Origin of the sequence: Frankia nepalensis (genome assembly GCF_016786325.1) — a bacterium.
Lineage (GTDB): Bacteria > Actinomycetota > Actinomycetes > Frankiales > Frankiaceae > Pseudofrankia > Pseudofrankia nepalensis.
This window is the reverse complement of sequence record NZ_JADWYU010000097.1, coordinates 1-21,746: the sequence shown is the minus strand read 5'-3', so window position 1 is coordinate 21,746 and position 21,746 is coordinate 1. Positions and strand designations below refer to the sequence as shown.

Below are 21,746 nucleotides of genomic sequence, written 5' to 3'. Positions count from 1 at the left end.
ACTCGATGTCGTAGGTACTCATGTCGCCGTCGCTCTTCTCGCCGTCGTCCGTGCCGCGGTCACTCATGGCGCGGTGCCCTCCCTGGTACCGGCCAGGTCGGCCATCAGCTCCAGCGCCTCCGGCTGGCGGGCGTCGACGATCAGGCCGGTGACCCCCGGCGGGACGTACCCCGCCGCCCAGCGCCGCCGGATCCTGGCCGGCGAGCCGACGAGGGCGCTCTGCTCCAGGTAGTCGTCGGGGACGGCCGCCATCGCCTCGGTCCTGCGCCCCGAGCGCCACAGCTCGACGACCCGGTCCGCCGCCTCCGGGAAGCCGCGGCGTGCCATCGCGTCGCGGTGGTAGTTGTGCGTCTCGCTGCCCATCCCGCCCACGTACATCGCGGTGAGCGGGCGCATCGCGTCGAGCGTGCCGCGCACGTCGTCGGTGATGGTGACGGAAGCGCCGGTGAAGATCTCGAAACCGCCGTGCTCGACCCGTTCCCGCGCCGGGGCGGGCACGCCGTCGGCGGGCAGCCCCATCGGCAGCCAGCCGTCGCACAGCTCGGCGGCGAGCGCGGTGTTGCGCGGCCCGCCGGCGCCGAGCCAGATCGGGACCGGCGCCACCGGATGCATGATCGACTTGAGCGGCTTGCCCTGGCCGAGCGCGCCCGGCCCGGTGTAGGGCAGCCGGATCTCCCGGCCGTCGTGGGCGACGGGCTCCTCGCGCGCCAGCACCTTGCGCACGATCGTCACGTAGTCCCGCAGCCGCGCGTTCGGCCGGCCCCACGGCTGGCCGTACCAGCCCTCGACGATCTGCGGGCCGGACAGTCCGACCCCGAGGATCACCCGGTTGCCGCCGGCCAGCGCGTCGATCGTCATCGCCTGCATCGCGAGCGTGGCCGGCGGCCGGGCGGCTAGCTGGACGACCGCCGTGCCAAGCCGGATCCGCTCGGTGTGCGCGGCGAGGTAGGCCAGCGGGGTGAGCGCGTCGCTGCCGTAGGCCTCGGCGGTCCAGACCGAGTGGTAGCCGAGGCTCTCGGCGTGCCGGACCTCGTCGACGGGCACCGCGAGCCGCGCCGCCCGGTAGAGGCTCAGCCGCAGTCCCAGCTTGAGCGCGACTCCGGTCGCCGTCACGGGAGGATCCCGGCGGGCGCCTGGGAAGAGCCACCCCACTCGCGGCCCTCGCTGAGCATCAGTCCGGCGAGCAGGGCGTTGCGCAGCTCGCGCGGGTCGATGACGTCGTCGTAGGAGAGCCTCGCGCCGCCGGTGACGGACGCCCTCGCCTGCTCGGCGGCCACCCGCGCCCGCTCCTCGGGATCCTCGATCCTGCTCGCGGTGGAGCCGGCCGGCAGCGCGCCCAGCGTGATCGACGGGAAGGCCAGCGTGAGCGTCTGGCCGTCGAAGGGGTTCATCGCCATCACCGACGACCCGAACCCGAACGCCTTGCGCAGCGTCACATGCAGCTTCGGGACCGTCAGCCGGTGCTGGACGGCGTACATCCGGGCGGCGTGGCGCAGGATGCCGGCCCGCTCGGCGGCGCTGCCGGCGAGCACCCCGGGGTTGTCGGCGAGGAACACGCACGGCAGGCCGAACGCCCCGGCCACCTGCAGGAAGTGAGCCGCCTTGTCGGCGGCGTCCGAGTCGATGGCGCCGGCGAGCACGCTCGGGTCGTTGGCGACGATCGCGACGGCGTGCCCGCCGAGGTGGGCGAGCGCGGTCACCAGCGAGGAGCCGAAGTGCGGCTGCACCTCCAGCAGCTCGCCGTCGTCGACGACGGCCTCGAGCACCGGCCGGATGGCGTAAGGCCGGCGGGGATCAGGCGGGATCAGTTCGAGCAGCTCGTCGACCCGGCGCGGCCCGACGTCCGGGCCGTCGAGCCGCCGCGGTGGTGGCTCGACGGAATTGAGCGGGAAGTAGCGCAGGTAGCGGCGGGCGAGCGCGATCGCCTCGGCGTCGTCGGCGACGACGTTGTGCACGACGCCACCGGTGGCGGCGGCGACGTCAGGCCCGCCGAGGTCCTCCTTGCTGATCTGTTCACCGGTCGCCGAGCGGACCAGCGGCGGGCCCGCGGAGAAGATCGACGCGGTCGCGGTCATCGCGACGAAGTCGCAGATCGGGGCGGTCAGCGCGCCGTGGCCGGCGGAGGCGCCCAGCACCAGGCAGACCATCGGCACCAGGCCGGACAGCTCGACCAGTCCGCCGAGGTCGCCAGGACGGCGGCCGGTCGCGTGTCCGGTGACCCGGTGGCCCGCGCCCTCGAGCATCATCACCAGCGGCACCCGCTCCTGGCGGGCGAGCTGGGTCAGGCGGTAGCGCTTGTCGGCGGCGCCGGTGCCGATCGAGCCGCCGAGCACGGTGACGTCCTCGGCCCCGGCGAGCGCCGGGCGCCCGTCGATCCGCCCGGCACCGGCGACGAACGCGTCGGCGGGCGCCGGCGGGTCGTCCGTGGCGCCGACGAGAGCGCCGATCTCGTAGAAGGTGTCCTTGTCGAACAGGGCGGCCAGCCGCTCGCGGGCGTTCAGCCGGCCGCGCGCGGCCTGCCGGACGAGGCGGCCCTCGCCACCCATGGCGGCGGCCACCGCCTTGCGGCCGCCGATCTCGGCCAGCGCCGGGCCCCACCCGTGCAAGTCGTCCGCCACCCGACCACAGTATGGAACCCTGTTTCTCCGCCGCAAGAGGTCAGCGTGCCGCGCCGGGCCGGTTCCGCTTCTCTCGGACCCGCCATCCCTAGAATGCAGTTCCAGCGGAATCCAGCGGGTCGGACGGGATGGACCGGAGGACGGCGTGGACATCAGGGACTCGGTGGCGATCGTCACCGGCGGGGCGTCGGGGCTGGGCGCGGCGGTCGCGCGGCTGCTGGCGGCGCGGGGCGCGCGCGTCGTGGTCGCCGACCGGGACGACGCGAAGGGCGCGGCCGTCGCGGAGGAGGTCGGCGGCGTGTTCGCGCACGTCGACGTCACCTCGACCGAGGCCATCATCGCCGCGACCGAGGTGGCCAAGGGTCTGGGGCCGGTGCGCGCCCTGGTGAACTGCGCCGGCATCGGCTGGGCCGGGCGCACCATCGGCAGGGACGGCACCTACGACTCGGCCCACAGCCTCGACGCGTTCCGCCGGGTCATCGAGGTCAACACGATCGGCACGTTCGACGCCATCCGGATCGTCGCGACCGCGATGGCGGCCACCGACCCGCTGACGGCCGACGGGGAGCGCGGCGCGATCGTCAACACCGCGTCGCTGGCGGCCTTCGACGGCCAGATCGGCCAGGCCGCCTATTCCACCTCCAAGGGCGGGGTCGTCGGCATGACGCTGCCGGTCGCCCGCGACCTGTCCGTCATCGGGGTACGGGTCAACTGCATCGCCCCCGGCATGATCGACACCCCGATCTACGGCGAGGGCCCCGGCTCCGAGGCGTTCAAGGAGAAGCTCAAGCGGGACGTCCTCTTCCCGCATCGGCTCGGCACCGCCGACGAGTTCGCCACGCTCGCCGTCGAACTGATCACCAACAGCTACCTGAACGCCGAGGTCATCCGCATCGACGGCGGCGCCCGCCTCCAGCCCAAGTAGGCCGCCCTACCGCGGCGATCCGGCTACCGGAGGGATACGGCTGTCATGACCACTGACCTGACCACGGAGGACCTGCGGCGCTTACGGCGGGTCGGGGACCGGGACGAGATCCGCCAGCTCGCCTATCGGTATGCCTGGGGGCTCGACAGCCGGGACACGGACGCGGTCGCCGAGCTGTGGATACCGTCCGCCGTCGAGGCGATGAAACGGCGGTTCCGCCGGTCGATGAGCGAGGTGGGCGTCACGGTCCTCTTCGTCGGCAACCACCTCATCGACTTCGACGACGACGACGAGGCGCACGGGCTCGTCTACTGCCGCGGGTACATCGAGACCCGGGACGGTCCCCACCCGGGGCGCTTCGTCGAGCAGGCGATCCTCTACCGGGACAGCTACCGCCGGGTGGACGGCGCGTGGCGGTTCGTCTCGCGCGGCCACGAGCTGTGGTTCGGGGTCGAGACGGCCGAGCGCCCGCTGGGCCAGCGCGCCGCGCGGTGGCCGGAGCATCATGACGGCGTGGGCACCGTGCCGTATGACGAACCCTCCTGGCGCGCCTTCTGGGCCGAATGCGCGGACCCCCAGTACGGCGGCGCGCGGGACGGCGGTACCGGGCAGGGCGGCTCTCAGCACACCAGGGACGGCTCGTGACGACCTTCGGGCTCTTCGTCGACTTCCGCCGGCTGGACTCGTCGGGCAGGTCGGCGGCCGCGCACGGCGCGCGCACCCTGGAGCTGCTCGCGGGCGCCGAGGCACTCGGATGCGACGCCGCCTGGTTCACCGAGCACCATGGCTTCGCCGACGGCTACCTGCCCCAGCCGCTCGTGCTGGCCGCGGCCGTGGCCGCGCGGACGACGAACCTGCGGCTGGGCACGGCGGTCGTGCTCGCGCCGCTGCGCCATCCCCGGCACATCGCCGAGGAGGCCGCGCTGGTCGACGTGATCTCCTCGGGCCGCGTCGAGCTGGGCCTCGGCGCCGGCTACGCGCAAGCCGAGTACGACGCCTTCGACGTCGACATGGCCCGGCGGTTCGACAGGACCGACTCCGTCGCGCTGGAGGTCAGACGGCTGCTCGGCTCCGGCGACGTGACCCCCGGCCCCGTCCAACGGCCGCTTCCGCTCTGGCTGGGTTACCAGGGACCGAAGGGCGCCCACCGGGCCGGGCGAGCCGGTATGGGCCTGCTCAGCCTCGACCGCGCCCTGTTCGAGCCCTACCGCCAGGGCCTGGCCGCGGGTGGCCACGATCCGGGCGACGCGCGGATGGGCGGGCTCGTCGACATCCTGGTGGCCGACGACCCCCCGGCCGCCGCCGAACGGCTGCTCCCCCACTGGCTGCACCAGCAGAACACCTACCGGGCGCTCATGCGCCGTCCGGACGGGTCGCGCCCGTCGCCGCTGGACGAGGACAAGGTGCGCCAACGGCTCGCCGCCACCGGGCGGCTCGGCGCGCTCCAGGTGCTCGACGTGGCGGGCGCGGTAGCGGAACTGCGTCGGCGCCTCGACGGCCTGCCGGCCCACCATGTCTTCGCCTGGCTGAGCCTCGCCGACATGCCCGACGACCTGGTCGAGCGCCACGTCGAGCTGTGGTGCGGCCCGGTACGCGAGGCGGTCCGGAACTCCGGCGGCGACACCGACGCGACCGGCCCGGCGGCCCGGCTCGAGAGCTAGTCGCCGCGGCCACGAACGTTGGCCCGCAACACATGATCGCCGATAGTGCCCTGGGGAGGTCGCGGACAAGGCGAGGTCACGACCTCCCCAGGGCAGGAACGGCGATCATGTCCGGCCTCGAGGCAGGGCGAACCCTGGCGGGGCCGGTGCTGGTCGCCGCGGCCGGGACGGACGGGTGAGGGAGACTGCCATGGGGAGACTGGATGACCGGGTCGCGGTCGTCACGGGCGGCGGACGCGGTATCGGGCAGGCCATCGCCCTGCGGTACGCCGCGGAAGGCGCGAGCGTCGTCATCTCGTCCCGGACGAGGGAGGACCTGGAGGCCACTCTCGCGGCGGCCGGGCTTGGCGCGGCGCGCGGGCTGGCGGTCGTGGCGAACGCGATGGACCCCGCGGACGCGCGCCGGCCGGTCCGGGAGGCGGTGGCGCGCTTCGGCCGGGTCGACATCCTGGTGAACAACGTCGGCGGGACCGTGGGCGGCGTGGACCCGTTCGCCGGTGACGGGGATGACGACGCCTTCGAGAAGACCCTGGTCCTGTGCCTGATGTCGGCCTGGTGGACCACGACGGCCGCGCTGCCGACCATGCGGGACCAGCGGTACGGCCGGATCGTCAACATCGGTTCCGGGGCGTCGAAGCACGTTGGTGGCTCCATTCCGTACACCGCCGGCAAGCACGGGCTCGTCGGGCTGACGAAGCAGCTGGCGGCGGACGTCGCGCCGCATGGCATCAACGTGAACCTGCTCTGCCCCGGCTGGACGCGCACGTCGCTGCTCGACTTCGCGCGCATCGCGGGCCGGCGCGGGACCACACCCGAGCAGGAGGAGGAACGCGCCTGTCAGGAGAACCTGCAGCGCCGGGTCCTCGCCCCGGAGGAGCTGACGGGGATGGCGACGCTGCTCGCCGGCGAGGACGGGACGGGCATCACCGGCCAGGTCATCAGTGTCGACGGCGGATACAAGGTCTGACTCCGACCAGGATCCGCCGGACCGACTGGCGGTAGGACCGACTCGCGGCAGGGCCTGGCCCGGCGTCCGGTTTCGGGAGGACGGTCAGGCGGGCGGAGCGGTGTGGGTGGCCGGGTCGCCGCGCACCACCGCGTCGGACAGCAGGTGCAGCCACTTCGTGACCAGCGCGTCGGCGTCGACCGCGGCCGGGTCGACTCCCGCGGTGGCCAGCCCGATCGGCCGGAACAGCCGCCAGCCGAGGGCGACCACCTGCAGGAAGGCCGCGAAGACCCGCGCCTCCTCGTCCGGCACCTCGTGATCGTGCTGGCGGGCCTCGCGGGAGATGATCCCGGCGACCTGGTCCTGCGCGGGCGAGTGGCCGAAAACTCCGTCGACGGAATAGCCGCCCTCGAGCGCCGCCCAGCCCATGATGCGGCCGATGCTGCCGTCCGCGATCGTCAGGAAGATGTCGACGACATCGGCGAGTGCCTCGATGTGCTCGAAACGGGTCGCCGACCGGACCGCGACCCGTTGGTAAACCTCGTGCAGCAGGTCCTCTCTGGTGCCGAGGTACTGGTAGACGAGGCCGAAGTTCACGCCGGCGGCGTCCGCGATCTCACGCAGCCGCACATTTGCCGGCCCCTGCTCGGCGATCAGTCGCTGCGCCGCCTCGAGCAGGGCCTCCCGGACCTCCTGACGGCCGCGTGGCCGCCGCGCGGGGGTGCCCGCCTCGGGCGCCCCGGATGCCTCCGGCGCAGCCGTGTCCGCGGGTTCTGAGGTGTTGCCGGCAACTGCCACGCGTGGATCGTAAGCCGCTCGCCCGCCGCCCGGCCGCTGTCCGCGGCGACCCCTTGCGTGGCTCTAGTCACATGGCTATAGTCAGTTGACTAGAGACGACGACGACCCCGTTGGCGATCCCAGGAAAAGTCTTTTCGGCACGCCGCGCGGCACGCGCCAGAAATACGTGCCGGCCTGCCGTCGATTCGTCGTGTCGGTTGCTCCGTGCACCGGCGCGTCCTCGCGGCAGATCCACGCTCAGGGACCGGAGTCCGACCTTGGCAGACCATCTCAGTTTCGCGCAGCTCTATATCGATGGATTACCCGTCGACGGGGCGTCGGAGACGCTTGGCGTCGAGGACCCGGCGCACGAGGAGATCTTCACCACCGTGCCCACCGCGTCGCTCGCGCAGGTCGACGCGGCGATCGAGGCGGCCAGGCGCGCGTTCGACCGGGGGCCATGGAGCCGGCAGCCCGCCCGCGAGCGGGCGGCCACGCTCGCCCGGATGGCGGACGCGCTGGCCGCGCGCCACGCCGAGCTCGTCGAGACGGCGATCCGCGAGACCGGCTCGACGGCGCTGGTCGCGCGGTGGGCCCAGGTGGACATGGCGCTCGAGCACGCCCGGGCGCTGCCGGAGCTGTTCGCGACGTTGCCCGACTGGGAGCACAACGAGCTGCCGCTGGCGGACTCGCTCGACCCGACCGGCCGCGACGTGGTGCTCAGCATCCGCCGTTACGAGCCCTGCGGAGTCGTCGCGGCGATCACGCCGTACAACTTCCCGCTGCAGACGAGCGTGTGGAAGGTGTTCTCGGCGCTGGCCGCCGGCTGTTCGGTGGTCCTGCGGCCGAGCCCGCTGACGCCGATCACCGCGCTGGCGCTCGGCGCCGCCGCGCGGGAGGCGGGTCTGCCTCCCGGCACGCTCAACGTCGTCGTCGAGGCCGGTTCGGCCGGCGCGGAACTGCTCACCGCCGACCGGCGGGTCGACTGCGTCTCGTTCACCGGCTCGACCGACGTCGGCCGGCGCATCGCCGCGCAGGCGGCGCCGACGGTGAAACGGGTCGTGCTGGAGCTCGGCGGCAAGTCGGTGGCGCTGTACCTCCCGGACGCGCTCGGGCCGGGCGGGCTGGAGAGCGGGGTCGCGACCGTCTTCGGATCGATGGCCGGCCAGGGCTGCGCGCTGCAGACCCGGGTGCTGGTGCCCCGGGAGAACCTCGCGGACGCCGTCGAGCGGGTGGCGGGCGTGGCGCGGTCGCTGCGCGTCGGGCACCCGCGCGACCCCGAGACGGCCGTCGGGCCCGTCATCTCGGCGGCGCAGCGCGACCGGATCGAGCGGCTGGTCGCGGCCGGTGTCGACGCCGGCGGGAAGCTCGTCGCGGGCGGCGACCGGCCGGCGCATCTCGACGTCGGCTACTACGTGGCGCCGACCGTCCTGCTGGTCGACGACAACCGCAACCCGGCCGCCCAGCGCGAGGCGTTCGGCCCGGTGGTCACCATCCAGGGCTACGACGACCTCGACCAGGCCGTCGACATCGCGAACGACTCGGACTACGGCCTGTCGGGCGGGATCTACACCGGTGACCTGAAGCTCGGCCTGAGCGTGGCCGAACGGATCCGTTCGGGAACCGTGCAGGTGAACCGGGGTATCGCGAACGCCTATACGCCGATGGGTGGAGTGAAGCAGAGCGGGATCGGCCGCGAACGCGGCGTCGCGGGTTTCCGGGAGTACCAGGAGCTCAAGCACGTCGTCGTCGCCGGCGCCCGCTAGGGACACAGGGAGCGACGAGATGGCGAGTTCGGGCCTCGGTTTCGAGGTGGACCGCGAGCTGTGCACCGGATCGGGCTCGTGCGCGTTCCACGCGCCGGGAACGTTCGATCTCGACGACGAGATGAAGGTCGTCGTGCTGGGCGAGGCCGACGCGGCGGCCGACACCAACGACGCCGCCGCCGTCGCCGCGGCCATCGACTCCTGCCCGTCGAGGGCGCTCAGACGAAGGGAAACGCCATGACGGAGCACGCATCGGACGAGCACGCCGCGGAAGAGGGCGGTGGGAAGGACTCGCCGGCCTACACGTCACCCGACCTGGCGCTGCTGGGCGCCGAGCACGTCCGGCGTTATCTGGAGACCGGCGGCGCCGTCGGCCATGCCTGGAACGGCGTCACCTGCCTCGTGCTGTGGACCGTCGGCCGGCGAACCGGCCAGCGCCGCGCGACACCTCTCATCTACGGCCGCGACGGCGACAACTACGTCGTCATCGCCTCCCAGGGCGGGCTGCCCGCTCATCCGGGCTGGTACCACAACCTGGTCGCCGAGCCCCGGGTCGAGGCGCAGGTGCTCGCCGACCGGTTCGAGGCGCGGGCGCGCGTCGCCGAGGGCGAGGAGCGCGAGCGCCTCTGGAAGATCATGGCCGCGAGCTGGCCGAACTACGACGAGTACGTGCGGCGCACGTCCCGGCGCATTCCCGTCGTCGTCCTCGAACGCGCCTGACGAGAAACGCGCCTGACAAGAAATGGGACAGGAAAAGGGCTGGCATGAGATGAGCGAGACCGTGACGCTGGACCCCCAGCGGATCCGCGAACTGTTCGACCTGCGCAGCGACGTGTACGCCACCCGCGGCGGTTCCTTCGAGAAGGACCCGTACCCGGACTTCCACCGCCTCCGCGAAACGGGACCGGTGCACCCCGGCATCGTCGGGCCGCTCGTCGGCTACCACGGCGCGGCGTTCTTCCAGGGCCTCCCCTACCCCGAGCTGCCCCATTTCTCGGTCTTCGACTACGCCACCTGCCAGGAAGTCCTGCGCGACGGCGACACGTTCGTCTCGAAACCGACCGCGCCCGGCCCCGAGCTCGACATGAGCGATTCGGTCATGCTCTATTTCGACGGCGACCGGCACCGCCGCTACCGCGCGCTCGTCCAGGGGTCGTTCGTGCCCAAGCGCGGCGCCTGGTGGACCGAGCGCTGGATCCACGCGACCGTACACGCCCTCATCAACACGTTCGAGCGCAACGGGCGGGCCGACCTCAACGTCGAGTTCTGCGCGGCGATCCCCCTGCTGACGATCTGCGGCAGCTTCGGAGTGGGAGCCGCCGACGCGCTGCGCATCCGCGAGGCGGCGACCTCCGACGGCCGTGACCGCGCGGTGCTGGCCGAGATCCTCCTGCCCATCATCAGGGCACGCCGGCTCGAACCGCGGGACGACATCATCAGCGTGCTCGTCCAGGCCGAGGTCACCGGCGAGGACGGCACCCGCGAGGCCCTGTCCGACACCGACATCCTGGGCTTCGCGCTCCTTCTGCTCGCCGCGGGCTCCGGCACCACCTGGAAGCAGATGGGCATCACGCTGCTCGCGCTGCTGACGCATCCGCGCTGGCTGGAGGCCGTCCGCGCCGACCGGGCGCTGCTGCGCCCGGCGATCGAGGAGTCCCTGCGCTGGCTGCCGACCGACCCGATGTTCGCCCGCTACGCCATCAGGGACACGGTGCTCGGCGGCGTCGAGATCCCGGCCCGCTCGGTGGTGCACCTGTGCTTCGCCGCGGCCAACCGTGACCCCGCCCGCTGGGAGCGCCCGGACGAGTTCGACCCGACCCGCCCGCCGGGCGCGCACCTCGGCTTCGGCGGCGGGCCGCACATCTGCCTGGGCATGCACGTCGCCCGGGCGGAGATCCACACCGCCCTCGACGCGCTGCTCGACCGTCTGCCTGGCCTGCGCCTCGACACCGACGCCGAGGCGCCGCGGATCGTCGGGATGTACGAGCGCGGCCCGACGTCGGTGCCGGTCGTGTGGGACGCCCGATGACCGCGGACCCGATGACCGACGCGCCACCGGACGGCTCGGCGCTGGTCGTCGAGGCGTTCGAGCGGGTGGCGCCGCCGCTGACCGAGCGGACGGCCGCGTTCTGGACCTCCGGCGCGGACGGCGTGCTGCGGATCGCCCGCTGTCACGGCTGCGGGCGCTACCTGCACCCGCCGCGGCCCGTCTGCCCGGCCTGCCGGGGGCGCGACGTCGGGTTCGCGCCGGTCTCGGGCCGGGGCACGGTGTGGTCGTGGACGTTGAACCGCTACGGCTGGGTGCCCTCGATGCCGCCGCCGTACGTGGTCGCCGACGTCGAGCTCGTCGAGCAGCCCGGCCTGCGGCTGCTCACCAACGTCGTCGACTGCTCACCGGAGGAGCTGCGCGTCGGCCTCCCGGTAAAGGTGTGCTTCAGCAGGGCCGGCGAGGCGTACATCCCGCTCTTCCGGCCGGAGGCCGGCGATGGAGCGGGCTGAGAGCCGGGCGGTCATCAGCGGGGTCGGGCGGTCGCCGATCGGGCGCCGGCTCGGGATCGACCCATGGGTGCTGACGGCGGACGCGGCGCTCGCCGCGATCGCCGACGCGGGGCTCACCCCTGACGACATCGACGGGGTGTCGACCTATCCGGGGGCGTTCTGGTCGACGCCGGGGATCACCGGCGCCGGTGTCGACGACGTGCGGGCGATGCTCGGGCTGCGGCTGCGCTGGCACAGCGGCGGCGGCGAGACCGCCGGGCAGCTGGGCTCCGTCGTCAACGCCGTCCTGGCCGTCGCCGCCGGGTTCGCGACCCATGTCCTGTGCTTCCGGACGGTGTGGGAGTCCACCGCGCAACAGGGCTTCGGGAGCCGGTCCGCTACCTTGCTGGACGGCGGGGGCACGGCCGACCGGCCGGTCCGGTTCGGCCGGGAGCTCGCGCAGTGGACCACCCCGTTCGGGATCGGCTACCCGTGCCACGCCGCGCTGGACATGCGGCGGCGCATGGAGCTCGCCGGCGCCACCCGGGAGCAGTTCGCCCAGGTCGCGCTCGTCAGCCGGAGCAACGCCGCGCGCACCGAGACGGCGGTCTACCGCGAGCCGCTCACGCTCCAGGCGTACCTGGACGCCCGGATGATCTCCGATCCGGTCTGCATGTTCGACTGCGACGTGCCGGTGGACGGCTCGGTGGCGTTCGTCGTCTCCCGCGCCGCGAGCGTGCCCGATCCGGCCCGCGCGGTCACCTTCGAGGGGCTGGGCAGCGCGTCCGGCTTCGACGAGGCCGCGGCGATGATGTGGTCCCGCACCGACCTGAAGCCGGTCGACGTCGACGTCGCCCAGGTCTACGACGGGTTCACGGTGTACGCGATCCGGTGGCTGGAGGCGCTCGGCTTCTGCGGCCCGTACGAGGGCACGGACTTCGTCGACGGCGGCACCCGGATCGCGCCCGGCGGAGAGCTGCCGCTGAACACGGGCGGCGGGCAGCTCTCGGGCGGCCGGATGCACGGGTACGGGGGCCTGCTCGAGGCGTGCCTGCAGCTAAGGGGTGAGGCCGGCGCTCACCAGCTCGATTCCGGTCCCCAGGTGGCTGTCGTGACCAGCGGCGCCGAACAGTTCACCTCCTCACTGCTCCTCGGCGCGCCCCGATGACCACCGCCCGAGCCCTCACCCGAGCCCTTGCCCGAACCGTCGCCCGACAGGAGGAATGCTGATGTTGCCCGAGTCCACGAAGATCATGTCGGCTGACGACCATCTCATCGAGCCGGCGCACCTGTGGGTCGAACGGGTGCCGGCGCGGTTCCGCGACGCCTGCCCGCGCATCGTCGAGGTCGACGGCCGCCAGGCCTGGCTCTACGAGGGCGAGCTCACCTACATCCCGATGGGCTCGTGTCGGGCGCTGCCGGGCCATCCCGAGGCCGGCTACCCCCCGGCACCCGGCACCGCCCGCTTCGACGAGATCCGCCCCGGCTGCTACGACCCGGACGAGCGGCTCAAGGACATGGACATCGACGGCGTGTGGGGGCAGCTGTGCTTCCCGAACTACGCCCGGTTCGCCGGCCACCGGTTCTTCCTGAACGTCGCCGACCACGAGCTGGCGCTCGCCTGCCTGCGCACCTACAACGACTACCTGCTCGACGAATGGTGCGCGACCGACCGCGACCGGCTCTTCGGCGCCGCGATCCTGCCGTTGCACGACATCGACCAGGCAGTGGCCGAACTCAAGCGCGTCCTCGCCAAAGGCGCCCGCACGATCGCCTTCTCCGAGAACCCCACCGTGCTCGGCCTGCCCTCGGTACACACCGACCACTGGGACCCGCTGTGGGCCGTCGCCAACGACGCCGAGATCCCCGTCTGCATGCACATCGGCAGCTCGTCACGGCTGCTGACCACCTCGCCCGACGCCCCGCCGCCGGTGCTGGTCGCCCTCATCGGGGCCAACTCGATGATGGCCTGCGTCGACTGGCTGTTCAGCGGAATCCTGGAGCGATTCCCCAAGCTGAAGGTGATCCTCTCCGAGGGCGGCGCCGGCTGGGTGCCCTACATCCTCGAACGCGCCGAGAAGGCGTTCCACGACAACCGGATCAGCACCGACGTCACCATCGGCCAGGCCGGCGCCAAGGACACCCGCCCCCCACGCGAGGTCTTCGCCAGGCACATGTACGCCTGCCTGGTCGACGAGCGGTTCGCGCTGCGCAGCCTCGGCGACGTACCCGTCGACAACCTGCTCTTCGAGGGCGACTACCCGCACGGCGACGGCCTGTGGCCCAACAACCGCGCCTACCTCGAGAAGACACTCGCCGACGTCCCGGACGGCGACGCTTCCAAGATCGCCGAGACGAACCTGCGCGCGCTGCTCGGCAGCTGACCGGCGCCGGCCGTTCGCACCCGACCCACACGAAATCGACCCACACGAGATCGACGGAGTGCCATGCCCTACAACCTGCTCGCCGGAGTTCGCGTCGTCGAGGCGTCGATGTACGCCTTCGCGCCGTCAGCCGGGGCGGTGCTCGCCGACTGGGGCGCCGACGTCATCAAGGTGGTGCCACCCGGGACGCTGGACCCGATGAACGGCCACCCGGTCGCGGGACTACCCGACCGCGAGGTCGGCGTCGCCTTCATGTGGGAGATCACCAACCGTGGTAAGCGGTGCGTCGGGGTCGACCAGCGCACCGACGGGGGCCAGCGGGTGATGGCCGCGCTGGTCGGCTCGGCCGACGTGTTCATCACCAACCTGCTGCCCAGCGCGCGGCGCCGGTTCCGGGTCGACGTCGGCGACCTCACCGCCGTCAAACCGAACCTGATCTATGCCAGGGCGAGCGGGCACGGGCCGCGCGGCCCGGAAGCCGACGCGGGCGGCTTCGACCACACCGACTTCTGGGCCCGCACCGGCATGGCACAGGCCGCCAGCCAGGTCAGCGACGAGTTCGTCCCACAACCCGGACCCGCCCTCGGCGACCTCGCCTCCGGCGCCTTCCTCGCCGGCGGCATCGCCGCCGCGCTCTTCCGCCGGGAACGGACCGGCCAGGGGGCGGTGGTCGACGTCTCGCTCCTGTCGTCCGGGATGTGGATGTTCTCGCCCGCCGTCGTCGCGAGCCAGCTCTACGACGTCGACGCCATCCCGCGCAACCGGCACCGACGGCTGCCGAACCCCTTCGTCGCCGCCTACCTGACCCGAGACGACCGGCTCATCTACCTGTCGGGAATCCAGACGGAGAAGCACGTCGAGGAGTTCTTCCGGGAGGTGGAGCGGCCGGAGCTGCTGGACGACCCACGGTTCGCGACGGCCGCGGCCCGGGCCGCCAACGCGGCGGCCTGCATCGAGACGCTCGACGAGATCTTCGCGGGCCGCGACCTCGCCTACTGGACCGAACTGCTCGGGCGGCTCGCGACGCCGTGGTCACTCGTGCAGACCGCCCGAGAAGCAGCGGGCGACCCGCAGGCGGTGTCGAACAGCTTCGTGACGACCGTCCAGAAGGGTTCCCACGACTACCCACTCGTCGCCAGCCCCGCCCAGTTCGACGACACACCCCCGGCCCTGACCCCGGCCCCCGCCCACGGCGAGCACACCGACGAGGTTCTGCTCGAGCACGGCTTCACCTGGGACGAGATCTTGCGCCTCAAGGAATCCGGCGCCGTCCTCTGAGGACGCGCCACCACGCACCGCACCACAACGGAGGTTCAGCAATGCATAGCTCCCGAAGACTCGTCCCCATCGCCGCCGTGGCGGCGCTCTTACTGGTCGCCGCGTGCGGCGGCGGGGACGACGACGGAGCCGGCGGTGGCGCGCAGCCCTCGGCGTCGGCGCAGGCCCTCGGCCCGGAGGCGTTCGAGGCGGGACCGGACTCGGGCTGGAGCAACTCTGGCATCACCGTCGACGCGGCCAAGCTCGACTGCACCGCGCCCGGCGGCGAGCCGGCCCGCGGCGTCACCGACACCGAGATCAAGATCGGCGGACTGATCACCCAGTCCAGCACGAGCGGGCCCGTGAACGCCGGGATGGACGTGGGCGCGAAGGCCCGGTTCAGCCGGGCCAACGACGAGGGCGGCATCAACGGCCGAAAGATCAACTACATCGGCACCCGGGACGACGGCGCCGACTCCGCCCGGACCCTCACCGAGGCCCAGTCCCTGGTCGCCGACGGCGTCTTCGCGGCCGTGCCCGCCGTCGTCCGCACCGGCAACTTCGCCGACACGTTCTGCAAGTCCGGGACGCCGTTCTTCGGCTGGGGAGTGAGCGCGCCCTACTGCAACACCGCCATCGGCTTCGGTGTGACCGGCTGCCTGGTCGCCGAGCCGGACGGGCCGACGATCTCGACGACGTGGGCGATGGCCGCCAGTGGCATCCTCGGCGGCATCACGGACAAGAGCGTGGCGTTCGTCGGCGTCGACATCGACTCCGCGGTCAACGGCATCAACCTGGCCGCGAAGGGCGTCAAGGCCGCCGGGTTCTCCGTGCCTTATTCCGAGAACCCCGTGCCGGCGGCTGGGCTCAACGACCCCACGGCACTCGTCAACGACCTGATGGCCGCCGACAAGGGCGCCCCGCCGGACCTGATCGTCACCATCGTGGACTTCGCGCCCGCCATCAAGCTCATCACCGCGCTGCGCGCGGCCGGCTACGAGGGCAAGATCCTCACCCCGCTCGGCTACGACCCACGGCTGACAGGCTTCAAGGACCTGGAGGACACCTACACCCTGGTGCAGTGGGCGCCCGTGGAGAGCGGCTCGGCCGGCGTCAAGCAGCTCGAGGCGGACTTCGCCAAGTACGCCCCCGGCCAGCCGATCACCCTGACCGCGATGGCCGGCTACTGGTCGGCGGACTTCTTCCTCGACGCGATCGAGAAGACCGGCCCCGACCTCACGGTCGCGAACCTGCTCAAGACCCTCAACGGGGGCAGTTACAGCTACCACGTCCCCGGCGCCGTCGGCGAGACCCAGTGGCCGGTCAACCACAACGCGGCCGCCCCGTGCGCCTCCGTCGTCCACCTTGCCGGCGGCAAGTACACCGAGGCCGTCAAGCTCGCCTGCACGCCGCTGTACCCGAACAACTAGCGAGGTCACTCCCGGTGGCGGACGGCCACCGCGCCGTCCGCCACCGGGAGCGGAACGCGCGGCCGCCAGGCGGCCCGCGCCCGCGACCCGAGAGGGAGAACTCAACATGCCTCCGCAGGTCCTGACCGATCTCGCGCCCCGGCCGCGCGCCGGCGGCCGCGCGCCCGGCGCCGCGTCGCCGCCCGCCGGCACCGGAGCCGCGCCGTGACCGCGGCCGGGGACCACACCACCGCCGCGTCCGCCACCGCCGCGCCCGCCGGCACCGCGTCCGCCGGCACCGCGCCGCGGGTGCCCGACTCCCTCGAGGAGATGCTGTCGCCGGCCTGGCTGACCGCGGCGCTTGGCCGCCGCTTCCCCGGCGTCCAGGTCACGGCGGTCACGCCCGGCCCGGTCATCAGCCGGGTCGCCACGAACGCCCGTTTCCGGATCACCTGCGCGGACGGCACCGCGCCGGACGGGCTGCCGCTGGACCTGTGCGGCAAGGGCTACTTCACCGCCGCCGGCCGCGCCTTCCGGCAGGCGGGCGAGCCGGAGGCCTGCTTCTACCGGGACGTGGCCGGCTGGGCCGGAATGCGCACGCTGCGCGCCGTGTACGCCGACTTCGACCCGCGGACCCGCTACGGCGTCGTCCTCACCGAGGACGTCGCCACCCAGGGTGCCGTCTTCCTCGACGCGCTCACCCCCTACACACCGGACCAGACGGCCGAAAGCCTGGCCGAGCTCGCCAGGCTGCACGCCGCCACCTGGTGCGCCCCGGCGCTCGCCGACGCGCGCTGGCTCGCGCCCCGGCTGTCGACCTATCTCGTGCAGCGCGGGGCGACCGAGATCCGCGCCAACTTCGCCGGCCCGATCGGCGCGGGCGTGCCGGTCGAGGTCCGGGACGCCGACCGGCTCGTCGACGCCTACCGGCGGCTCGCCGAGAACGCGGCGTCCGCGGCGCCCTGGTCGGTGATCCACGGTGACGCGCACGTCGGCAACGTGTACCTGAACGCCGAAGGCCGCCCGTCGTTCGTCGACTGGCAGCTGGCGCAGCGCGGGCCGTGGTACCTCGACGTCGGCTACCACATCGCGTCCGCGCTGACCGTCGACGACCGCCGCCGCGCCGAGAGGGACCTGGTCCGGCACTACCTGGACCACCTGCGCGCCGGTGGCGTCGACGCGCCGGCCTGGGACGACGCCTGGCTGCGCGTGCGCCGGGGCGTCGTCCACGGCCTGTTCCTGTGGGGCATCACCCTGAAGGTCGACCCGGCGATCACCGGCGCGCTGCTGACGCGCCTGGGGACCGCGGTCGCCGACCACGATGCCCTGACCGCTGTGCTGAACGACAACGACAAGGAGTGGTGATGACGACAGGGAGTTCCGCGGCGCCGTCGATCGAGGACCGCTGGCTGCGTCTCGAGCCCACGAAGATCGGCTGGCTCGGCATGGAGTGGGCGCGCTTCGAGCGCGAGATCCGGATGGCGTTCGACGAGGGGATCGAGCGCGGGGTGCTCGACCGCCGCTACGAGTTCCTGTTCGAGGACGACGCGGGCCTGCCCCAGGGGACGGCGAAGGGCGGCGTCGACGCGTTCCACCGGCTGGTCGACGCCGGCTGCCTCGCCGTCGTCGGCGCCAACTACACCGACTCGGCGATCGCGCTCACCGAGCACGCGAACGCCGCCCAGGTGCCGCTGGTCAGCATGTGCGGGACCGACCAGTTCCACGGCGAGTACTGCTTCCGGATGGGCAACGGCGACGTCGGCGGCGACCCGGCGCTGATGGTCAACTGGCTGAAGCGCAACGGGCACCGGCGGGTGGCGGTCGTCCTGCCGTGGTCGCCGATCAGCGAGGAGTACGTCCGGTTCTTCCACCAGGAGTGCCGCCGGCTCGGCATCTCGATCGCCGCGATCGAGAAGATCACCAACGCGACCACCACCGACCAGCTGGCGGAAAAGTTCGCGGTCCTGCGTGACGCGAACGCCGACGCGCTGGTCTGGCTCGGCTACGGCGGCCTGGTGGTGTCCGGAGCGGTGCGGGCCGCGCTGGAGAACATCGACTGGGACCCGCCGCGGATCATGACCACGGCGTTCATGCAGTACATCTGGGGCTTCGAGCAGCTCGAGGGCTGGGTCGGCATCGACCAGTGGTGCCCGGAGAACCCGCGGATGCACCGGTTCCACGAGCGGTTCGTCGCCCGGTACGGCGAGGACCCGTGGATGTGGCCGAACGCCATCCCGGGCCTCGCGTACGACATGGCCGCCGCCGTCGTCGAGGCGCTGCACCGCGCGCCCGTCCTCACCGGCCCCGGCGTGAAGGTCGGCCTCGAGCGGATCCGGTTCATGCCGGCGGTCACCGGCGGCCCCAACACCCACATCGCCGGCGGGCCCCACGACCATCAGCTGTTCAAGGGCGACTGGCTGCACTTCGGCCGGGTCCGCGACGGGAAGCTCGAGTTCGAGGGCCTCTTCACGCCTTCCGACGACTACTGAGCGGCCACGCCCCGAGCGCGACCAGGGAACCGGCGGAAAGGAAGGGAACACCGTGCGGACGAGGGCGGCCGTGCTGTTCGAACAGCCCGGCAAGTGGGAGATCACCGAGGTGGAGCTCGAGCCGCCGCGGCAGGACGAGCTGCTGATCCGCGTGGCGGCCGCGGGCCTGTGCCACTCCGACGATCACATCGCCACCGGCGACCTGTCGGTGGCGGACGGGTCGCTGCCGATGGCGGGCGGCCACGAGGGTGCCGGCATCGTCGAGGCCGTCGGCCCGCACACGCCCGGCTGGAAGGTCGGCGACCGGGTCGTCCTGTCGTTCCTGCCGATGTGCGGGCTGTGCCGGTGGTGCGCCGCCGGGCTGCAGAACCTGTGCGACAACGGCTCCCGGGTGCTGTCCGGGGTGCGCGCCGACGGCAGCCGCCGGATGAGCCTGGACGGCCGTCCGGTGAGCCAGGCCGCCGGTGTCGCCACGTTCAGCGAGCTCACCACCGTCTCGGTGCAGTCGGCGGTGCGCTGCCCGGAGGACGTCCCGCTGGAGGCCGCCTGCCTGACCAGCTGCGGGGTGAGCACGGGATGGGGCGCGGCCGTCCGCTCCGCCGAGGTCAAGCCCGGTGACGTCATCATCGTGCAGGGCGTCGGCGGGATCGGCATCAACGCGGTGCAGGGCGCGGCGCACGCGGGCGCCTCGGTCGTCATCGCCGTCGACCCGGTCGAGATGAAGCGGACGGCGGCGCTCGCGCTCGGGGCGACCCACGCCGTCGCCACCATGGCCGAGGCGACCGACCTGGCGCGGGGCTTCACGAACGGGCAGGGCGCCGACTCCGCCATCGTCTGCGTCGGCGTGGCGAAGCCCGAGCACGTCGCCGAAGGCGTGGAGGCGATCCGCAAGGCGGGGACGTGCGTGCTGGTCGGCATGGGCCGCGCCGACGAGGACCTCGGCCTGCCGGTGTCGATGCGGCACCTGGTGCTCTACCAGAAGCGGATCCAGGGCTCGCTGTTCGGCGCCTCCAGCCCGTCGAAGGACATCCCGGCGATGCTCGCGCTCTACCGACAGGGCCGGCTCAAGCTCGACGAGCTCATCACCAACCGGTACACGCTGGAAACCATCAACGACGGCTACGCCGACCTGCGCGCCGGCCGGAACCTGCGAGGAGTGGTCACCTTCGGCTGACCGCGGTCACCCGCGGAAGAAGCAGCTCGATCTCGTCGGCGGCGGTGGCGGCACCGCCCGCGGCGCGCAGCTCGGCGCCGAGGCGGGCGGCGGCGGCCCGGTGCGGGCCGTCGCCCAGCATCCGGACGATGGCGTCCCGGATCGCCGCGACCGACGCGCCGCGCCGCACCATGACCCCCGCGCCGGCGCGCGCCACCGCCGCCCCGACCACCCGCTGGTCGCCGAAGGTGAACATCGGCATCACGACCATCGGCAGGTCGTGGGCCAGCGCCTGCGTGGTGGTGCTGAACCCGCCGTGGCCGACGACCATGCTCACGTTCGGCAGCACCTCGCCGTGCGGGAGGAAGCCGTGCGCCTCGACGCCCGGCGGCACGTCGAGCTCGGCCGGGTCGACGGCGCGGCCGGTCGTCAGCACCACCGGCACCGGCAGGCCGGCCACCGCCGCCATGATCCTGCGCAGGGCCGCGAGCTGCCCCCCGTAGTGGATCGAGCTGAGGCTGACCAGGATTCGGTCTTCCCCGCGGTGCGGCCTGGGTGACACCCCCACGGGCCACATCGGGCCGGTCAGGCGCACGTTCGCGGGTTGGGTGGACCGCCGCTCCAGCGACGCGGTGCCCGGCGCCAGTACCCGGTCCGCCCGCCCCCACAGGGTGGTGGGCGCGAGACCGCGCGTCCTGGTGATCGTCCCCGCCCCGGCCGCGAAGCCGCCCGTCATGTAGCCGAGCAGGGTGTGGTGCAGCACGACGTGCCGCGTTCCCCGACGCTGCAGGGCGCGCAGCGCGTCGAGCAGCAGGGCGTCGACGACCACGACGTCGGCTCCTTCGCGCTCGAGGGACGCCATCAGGTCGACACCCGCGCCGGGATCGACATACAGGCGGACGTACTCGGCCGCGAACTTCGCGAAACTCGCCCGGTCCAGCGGCGAGTGCGGGGCCGCGTGCCGGTACGCCTCGAACCGCAGGCCCGCGCCCTCGACGGTGGCGCGCTGGGGGCCGTGGCCCAGGACCCGGACGTCGTGGCCGCGCCGGCGCAGCTCGTCGGCGAGGCTCAGCGCGGGCGGGACATTGCCGCCGCCGTTCCAGGTGACGACAAGGATCTTGCCCGTGGTGGTTGACATGCGTCGCCCCTCGCGAAGCGCGGGCCGATGTCCCGACCAGCCCAGATGGTCAACGGTGGCCCGTGAAAGTCGGTCTTCTGGCGACATTCTCCACATACGTGTCGCCATAGCCGAAGGCGGCAGATTGGAGAAGCTGGCGAGTCGGCACAGATCGAGCCGGCCGCGCGCCGCGGGCGGCAGAATGCCACGATGCCGCTGCTACGCCGTGCCCGGCCGGACGACCTCGCGGATCTGCTTGAGCTGACGCGGGAGTTCAACGCGGTGGACGGCCACGACCACGACGACGCCCGGGTCGCCCACGCCCTCGGCCCGCTCCTCGAAGGCGACGAGCATGGCCAGGTCTGGCTGATCGAGAAGGCTGTCGGGATTGGGGAGGCCGTGGAGATCGAGGAGGCCGAGGGCGCGCCGGCCGCCGCCGGTGCCGGTCCGCTTGGCTATGCCGTCGTGTGCTGGGGCTACAGCCTGGAGTCCGGCGGCCGCGAGGCCCTGATCGACGAGTTCTACGTCCGAGACCGCGGCCGTGGCGTGGGCTCGGCCGCGATGCACGAGCTTCTCGATGCCTGCCGCGCGGCCGGCGCCCTCGGTGTGTTCCTGGAGACCGAGGCCCCCAACGAGTCGGCCCGTCGTTTCTACCGTCGCCACGGCTTCCAGGACGAGCCGTCCATCTGGATGTCCCGGGGCCTCTGACGCCATTCACTGGCCGCGTTTGGCCGACACAGCCGTGAAGCCGCCGTCGGCACAGGGC

Annotated in this window: 21 protein-coding genes; 17 read left to right on the top strand and 4 right to left on the bottom strand. The window is 72.8% G+C overall.

Annotated elements, in window-relative coordinates; genetic code table 11:
* Positions 1–63: 63 nt before the first annotated feature.
* Together I6A81_RS08995 and I6A81_RS08990 are read right to left on the bottom strand one after the other, a co-directional pair.
* A complete protein-coding gene (locus I6A81_RS08995) occupies positions 64–1,113 on the bottom strand; it encodes an LLM class F420-dependent oxidoreductase (protein WP_203003102.1) in 1,050 nt (349 codons plus the stop codon).
* Positions 1,110–2,618, bottom strand: a complete 1,509-nt coding sequence (locus I6A81_RS08990) for an acyl-CoA carboxylase subunit beta (protein WP_203003103.1) — start codon at positions 2,616–2,618, stop codon at positions 1,110–1,112. Before I6A81_RS08990 ends, I6A81_RS08995 begins: the two co-directional genes overlap by 4 nt.
* A 145-nt stretch (positions 2,619–2,763) precedes the next feature.
* On the opposite strand from I6A81_RS08990, the gene I6A81_RS08985 reads away from it, so the two are divergent.
* The 4 genes from I6A81_RS08985 to I6A81_RS08970 all read left to right on the top strand — a co-directional run bounded on the left by I6A81_RS08985 (position 2,764) and on the right by I6A81_RS08970 (position 6,171).
* Positions 2,764–3,543 carry an SDR family NAD(P)-dependent oxidoreductase gene (locus I6A81_RS08985; protein ID WP_203003105.1) on the top strand — a complete coding sequence of 260 codons (780 nt, stop codon included), beginning with the start codon at positions 2,764–2,766 and terminating at the stop codon, positions 3,541–3,543.
* 45 nt (positions 3,544–3,588) lie between these two features.
* On the top strand, positions 3,589–4,188 hold the full coding sequence (locus I6A81_RS08980) for a nuclear transport factor 2 family protein (RefSeq protein ID WP_203003110.1): 600 nt from the start codon (positions 3,589–3,591) through the stop codon (positions 4,186–4,188).
* The gene (locus tag I6A81_RS08975; RefSeq protein ID WP_203003111.1) at positions 4,185–5,204 is read left to right on the top strand and encodes an LLM class flavin-dependent oxidoreductase; all 1,020 of its coding nucleotides are present in this window, start codon (positions 4,185–4,187) and stop codon (positions 5,202–5,204) included. The genes I6A81_RS08980 and I6A81_RS08975 overlap by 4 nt, the downstream gene beginning before the upstream one ends.
* Before the next feature lie 190 nt (positions 5,205–5,394).
* Positions 5,395–6,171 carry an SDR family NAD(P)-dependent oxidoreductase gene (locus tag I6A81_RS08970; protein ID WP_203003112.1) on the top strand — a complete coding sequence of 259 codons (777 nt, stop codon included), beginning with the start codon at positions 5,395–5,397 and terminating at the stop codon, positions 6,169–6,171.
* A gap of 84 nt (positions 6,172–6,255) precedes the next feature.
* Here I6A81_RS08970 and I6A81_RS08965 read toward each other — a convergent pair whose 3' ends face one another.
* Positions 6,256–6,948, bottom strand: a complete 693-nt coding sequence (locus I6A81_RS08965; RefSeq protein WP_203003113.1) for a TetR/AcrR family transcriptional regulator — start codon at positions 6,946–6,948, stop codon at positions 6,256–6,258.
* A 257-nt stretch (positions 6,949–7,205) separates the two neighbouring features.
* Here I6A81_RS08965 and I6A81_RS08960 point away from each other — a divergent pair, with 257 nt between their 5' ends.
* The 12 genes from I6A81_RS08960 (at position 7,206) to I6A81_RS08905 (ending at position 19,884) form a co-directional block, all read left to right on the top strand.
* Complete coding sequence (locus I6A81_RS08960; RefSeq protein ID WP_203003114.1) at positions 7,206–8,693, top strand: aldehyde dehydrogenase family protein; 1,488 nt, start codon at positions 7,206–7,208, stop codon at positions 8,691–8,693.
* A 19-nt stretch (positions 8,694–8,712) separates the two neighbouring features.
* Positions 8,713–8,934 carry a ferredoxin gene (locus I6A81_RS08955; RefSeq protein ID WP_203003115.1) on the top strand — a complete coding sequence of 74 codons (222 nt, stop codon included), beginning with the start codon at positions 8,713–8,715 and terminating at the stop codon, positions 8,932–8,934.
* Positions 8,931–9,413: a nitroreductase family deazaflavin-dependent oxidoreductase gene (locus I6A81_RS08950; RefSeq protein ID WP_203003116.1), complete on the top strand. Its 483-nt coding sequence runs from the start codon at positions 8,931–8,933 to the stop codon at positions 9,411–9,413. The genes I6A81_RS08955 and I6A81_RS08950 overlap by 4 nt, the downstream gene beginning before the upstream one ends.
* A 49-nt stretch (positions 9,414–9,462) precedes the next feature.
* Positions 9,463–10,722, top strand: a complete 1,260-nt coding sequence (locus I6A81_RS08945) for a cytochrome P450 (protein ID WP_203003117.1) — start codon at positions 9,463–9,465, stop codon at positions 10,720–10,722.
* Positions 10,719–11,192 (top strand): Zn-ribbon domain-containing OB-fold protein, encoded by a 474-nt coding sequence (locus I6A81_RS08940; RefSeq protein ID WP_238429088.1) that lies wholly within the window; start codon positions 10,719–10,721, stop codon positions 11,190–11,192. Before I6A81_RS08945 ends, I6A81_RS08940 begins: the two co-directional genes overlap by 4 nt.
* A complete protein-coding gene (locus I6A81_RS08935) occupies positions 11,179–12,339 on the top strand; it encodes a thiolase family protein (protein WP_203003118.1) in 1,161 nt (386 codons plus the stop codon). The genes I6A81_RS08940 and I6A81_RS08935 overlap by 14 nt, the downstream gene beginning before the upstream one ends.
* A 61-nt stretch (positions 12,340–12,400) precedes the next feature.
* Positions 12,401–13,555, top strand: a complete 1,155-nt coding sequence (locus I6A81_RS08930) for an amidohydrolase family protein (RefSeq protein WP_203003119.1) — start codon at positions 12,401–12,403, stop codon at positions 13,553–13,555.
* Positions 13,556–13,618: 63 nt separating this feature from the next.
* Positions 13,619–14,833 carry a CaiB/BaiF CoA transferase family protein gene (locus tag I6A81_RS08925; RefSeq protein ID WP_203003120.1) on the top strand — a complete coding sequence of 405 codons (1,215 nt, stop codon included), beginning with the start codon at positions 13,619–13,621 and terminating at the stop codon, positions 14,831–14,833.
* A gap of 77 nt (positions 14,834–14,910) precedes the next feature.
* Entirely contained in the window at positions 14,911–16,242 is a 1,332-nt protein-coding gene (locus I6A81_RS08920; protein ID WP_307874546.1) for an ABC transporter substrate-binding protein, read from the top strand.
* A 204-nt stretch (positions 16,243–16,446) separates the two neighbouring features.
* The gene (locus I6A81_RS08915; RefSeq protein WP_307874545.1) at positions 16,447–17,586 is read left to right on the top strand and encodes a phosphotransferase family protein; all 1,140 of its coding nucleotides are present in this window, start codon (positions 16,447–16,449) and stop codon (positions 17,584–17,586) included.
* Positions 17,586–18,710 (top strand): ABC transporter substrate-binding protein, encoded by a 1,125-nt coding sequence (locus I6A81_RS08910; protein ID WP_203003122.1) that lies wholly within the window; start codon positions 17,586–17,588, stop codon positions 18,708–18,710. The genes I6A81_RS08915 and I6A81_RS08910 overlap by 1 nt, the downstream gene beginning before the upstream one ends.
* Before the next feature lie 52 nt (positions 18,711–18,762).
* The gene (locus I6A81_RS08905) at positions 18,763–19,884 is read left to right on the top strand and encodes an NDMA-dependent alcohol dehydrogenase (RefSeq protein ID WP_203003123.1); all 1,122 of its coding nucleotides are present in this window, start codon (positions 18,763–18,765) and stop codon (positions 19,882–19,884) included.
* Here I6A81_RS08905 and I6A81_RS08900 read toward each other — a convergent pair.
* Positions 19,871–21,001 (bottom strand): glycosyltransferase, encoded by a 1,131-nt coding sequence (locus I6A81_RS08900; RefSeq protein WP_203003124.1) that lies wholly within the window; start codon positions 20,999–21,001, stop codon positions 19,871–19,873. The two genes, I6A81_RS08905 and I6A81_RS08900, sit on opposite strands and share 14 nt — an antisense overlap.
* 189 nt (positions 21,002–21,190) lie before the next feature.
* Here I6A81_RS08900 and I6A81_RS08895 point away from each other — a divergent pair, with 189 nt between their 5' ends.
* Positions 21,191–21,688, top strand: a complete 498-nt coding sequence (locus I6A81_RS08895) for a GNAT family N-acetyltransferase (protein WP_203003125.1) — start codon at positions 21,191–21,193, stop codon at positions 21,686–21,688.
* Positions 21,689–21,746 lie beyond the last annotated feature (58 nt).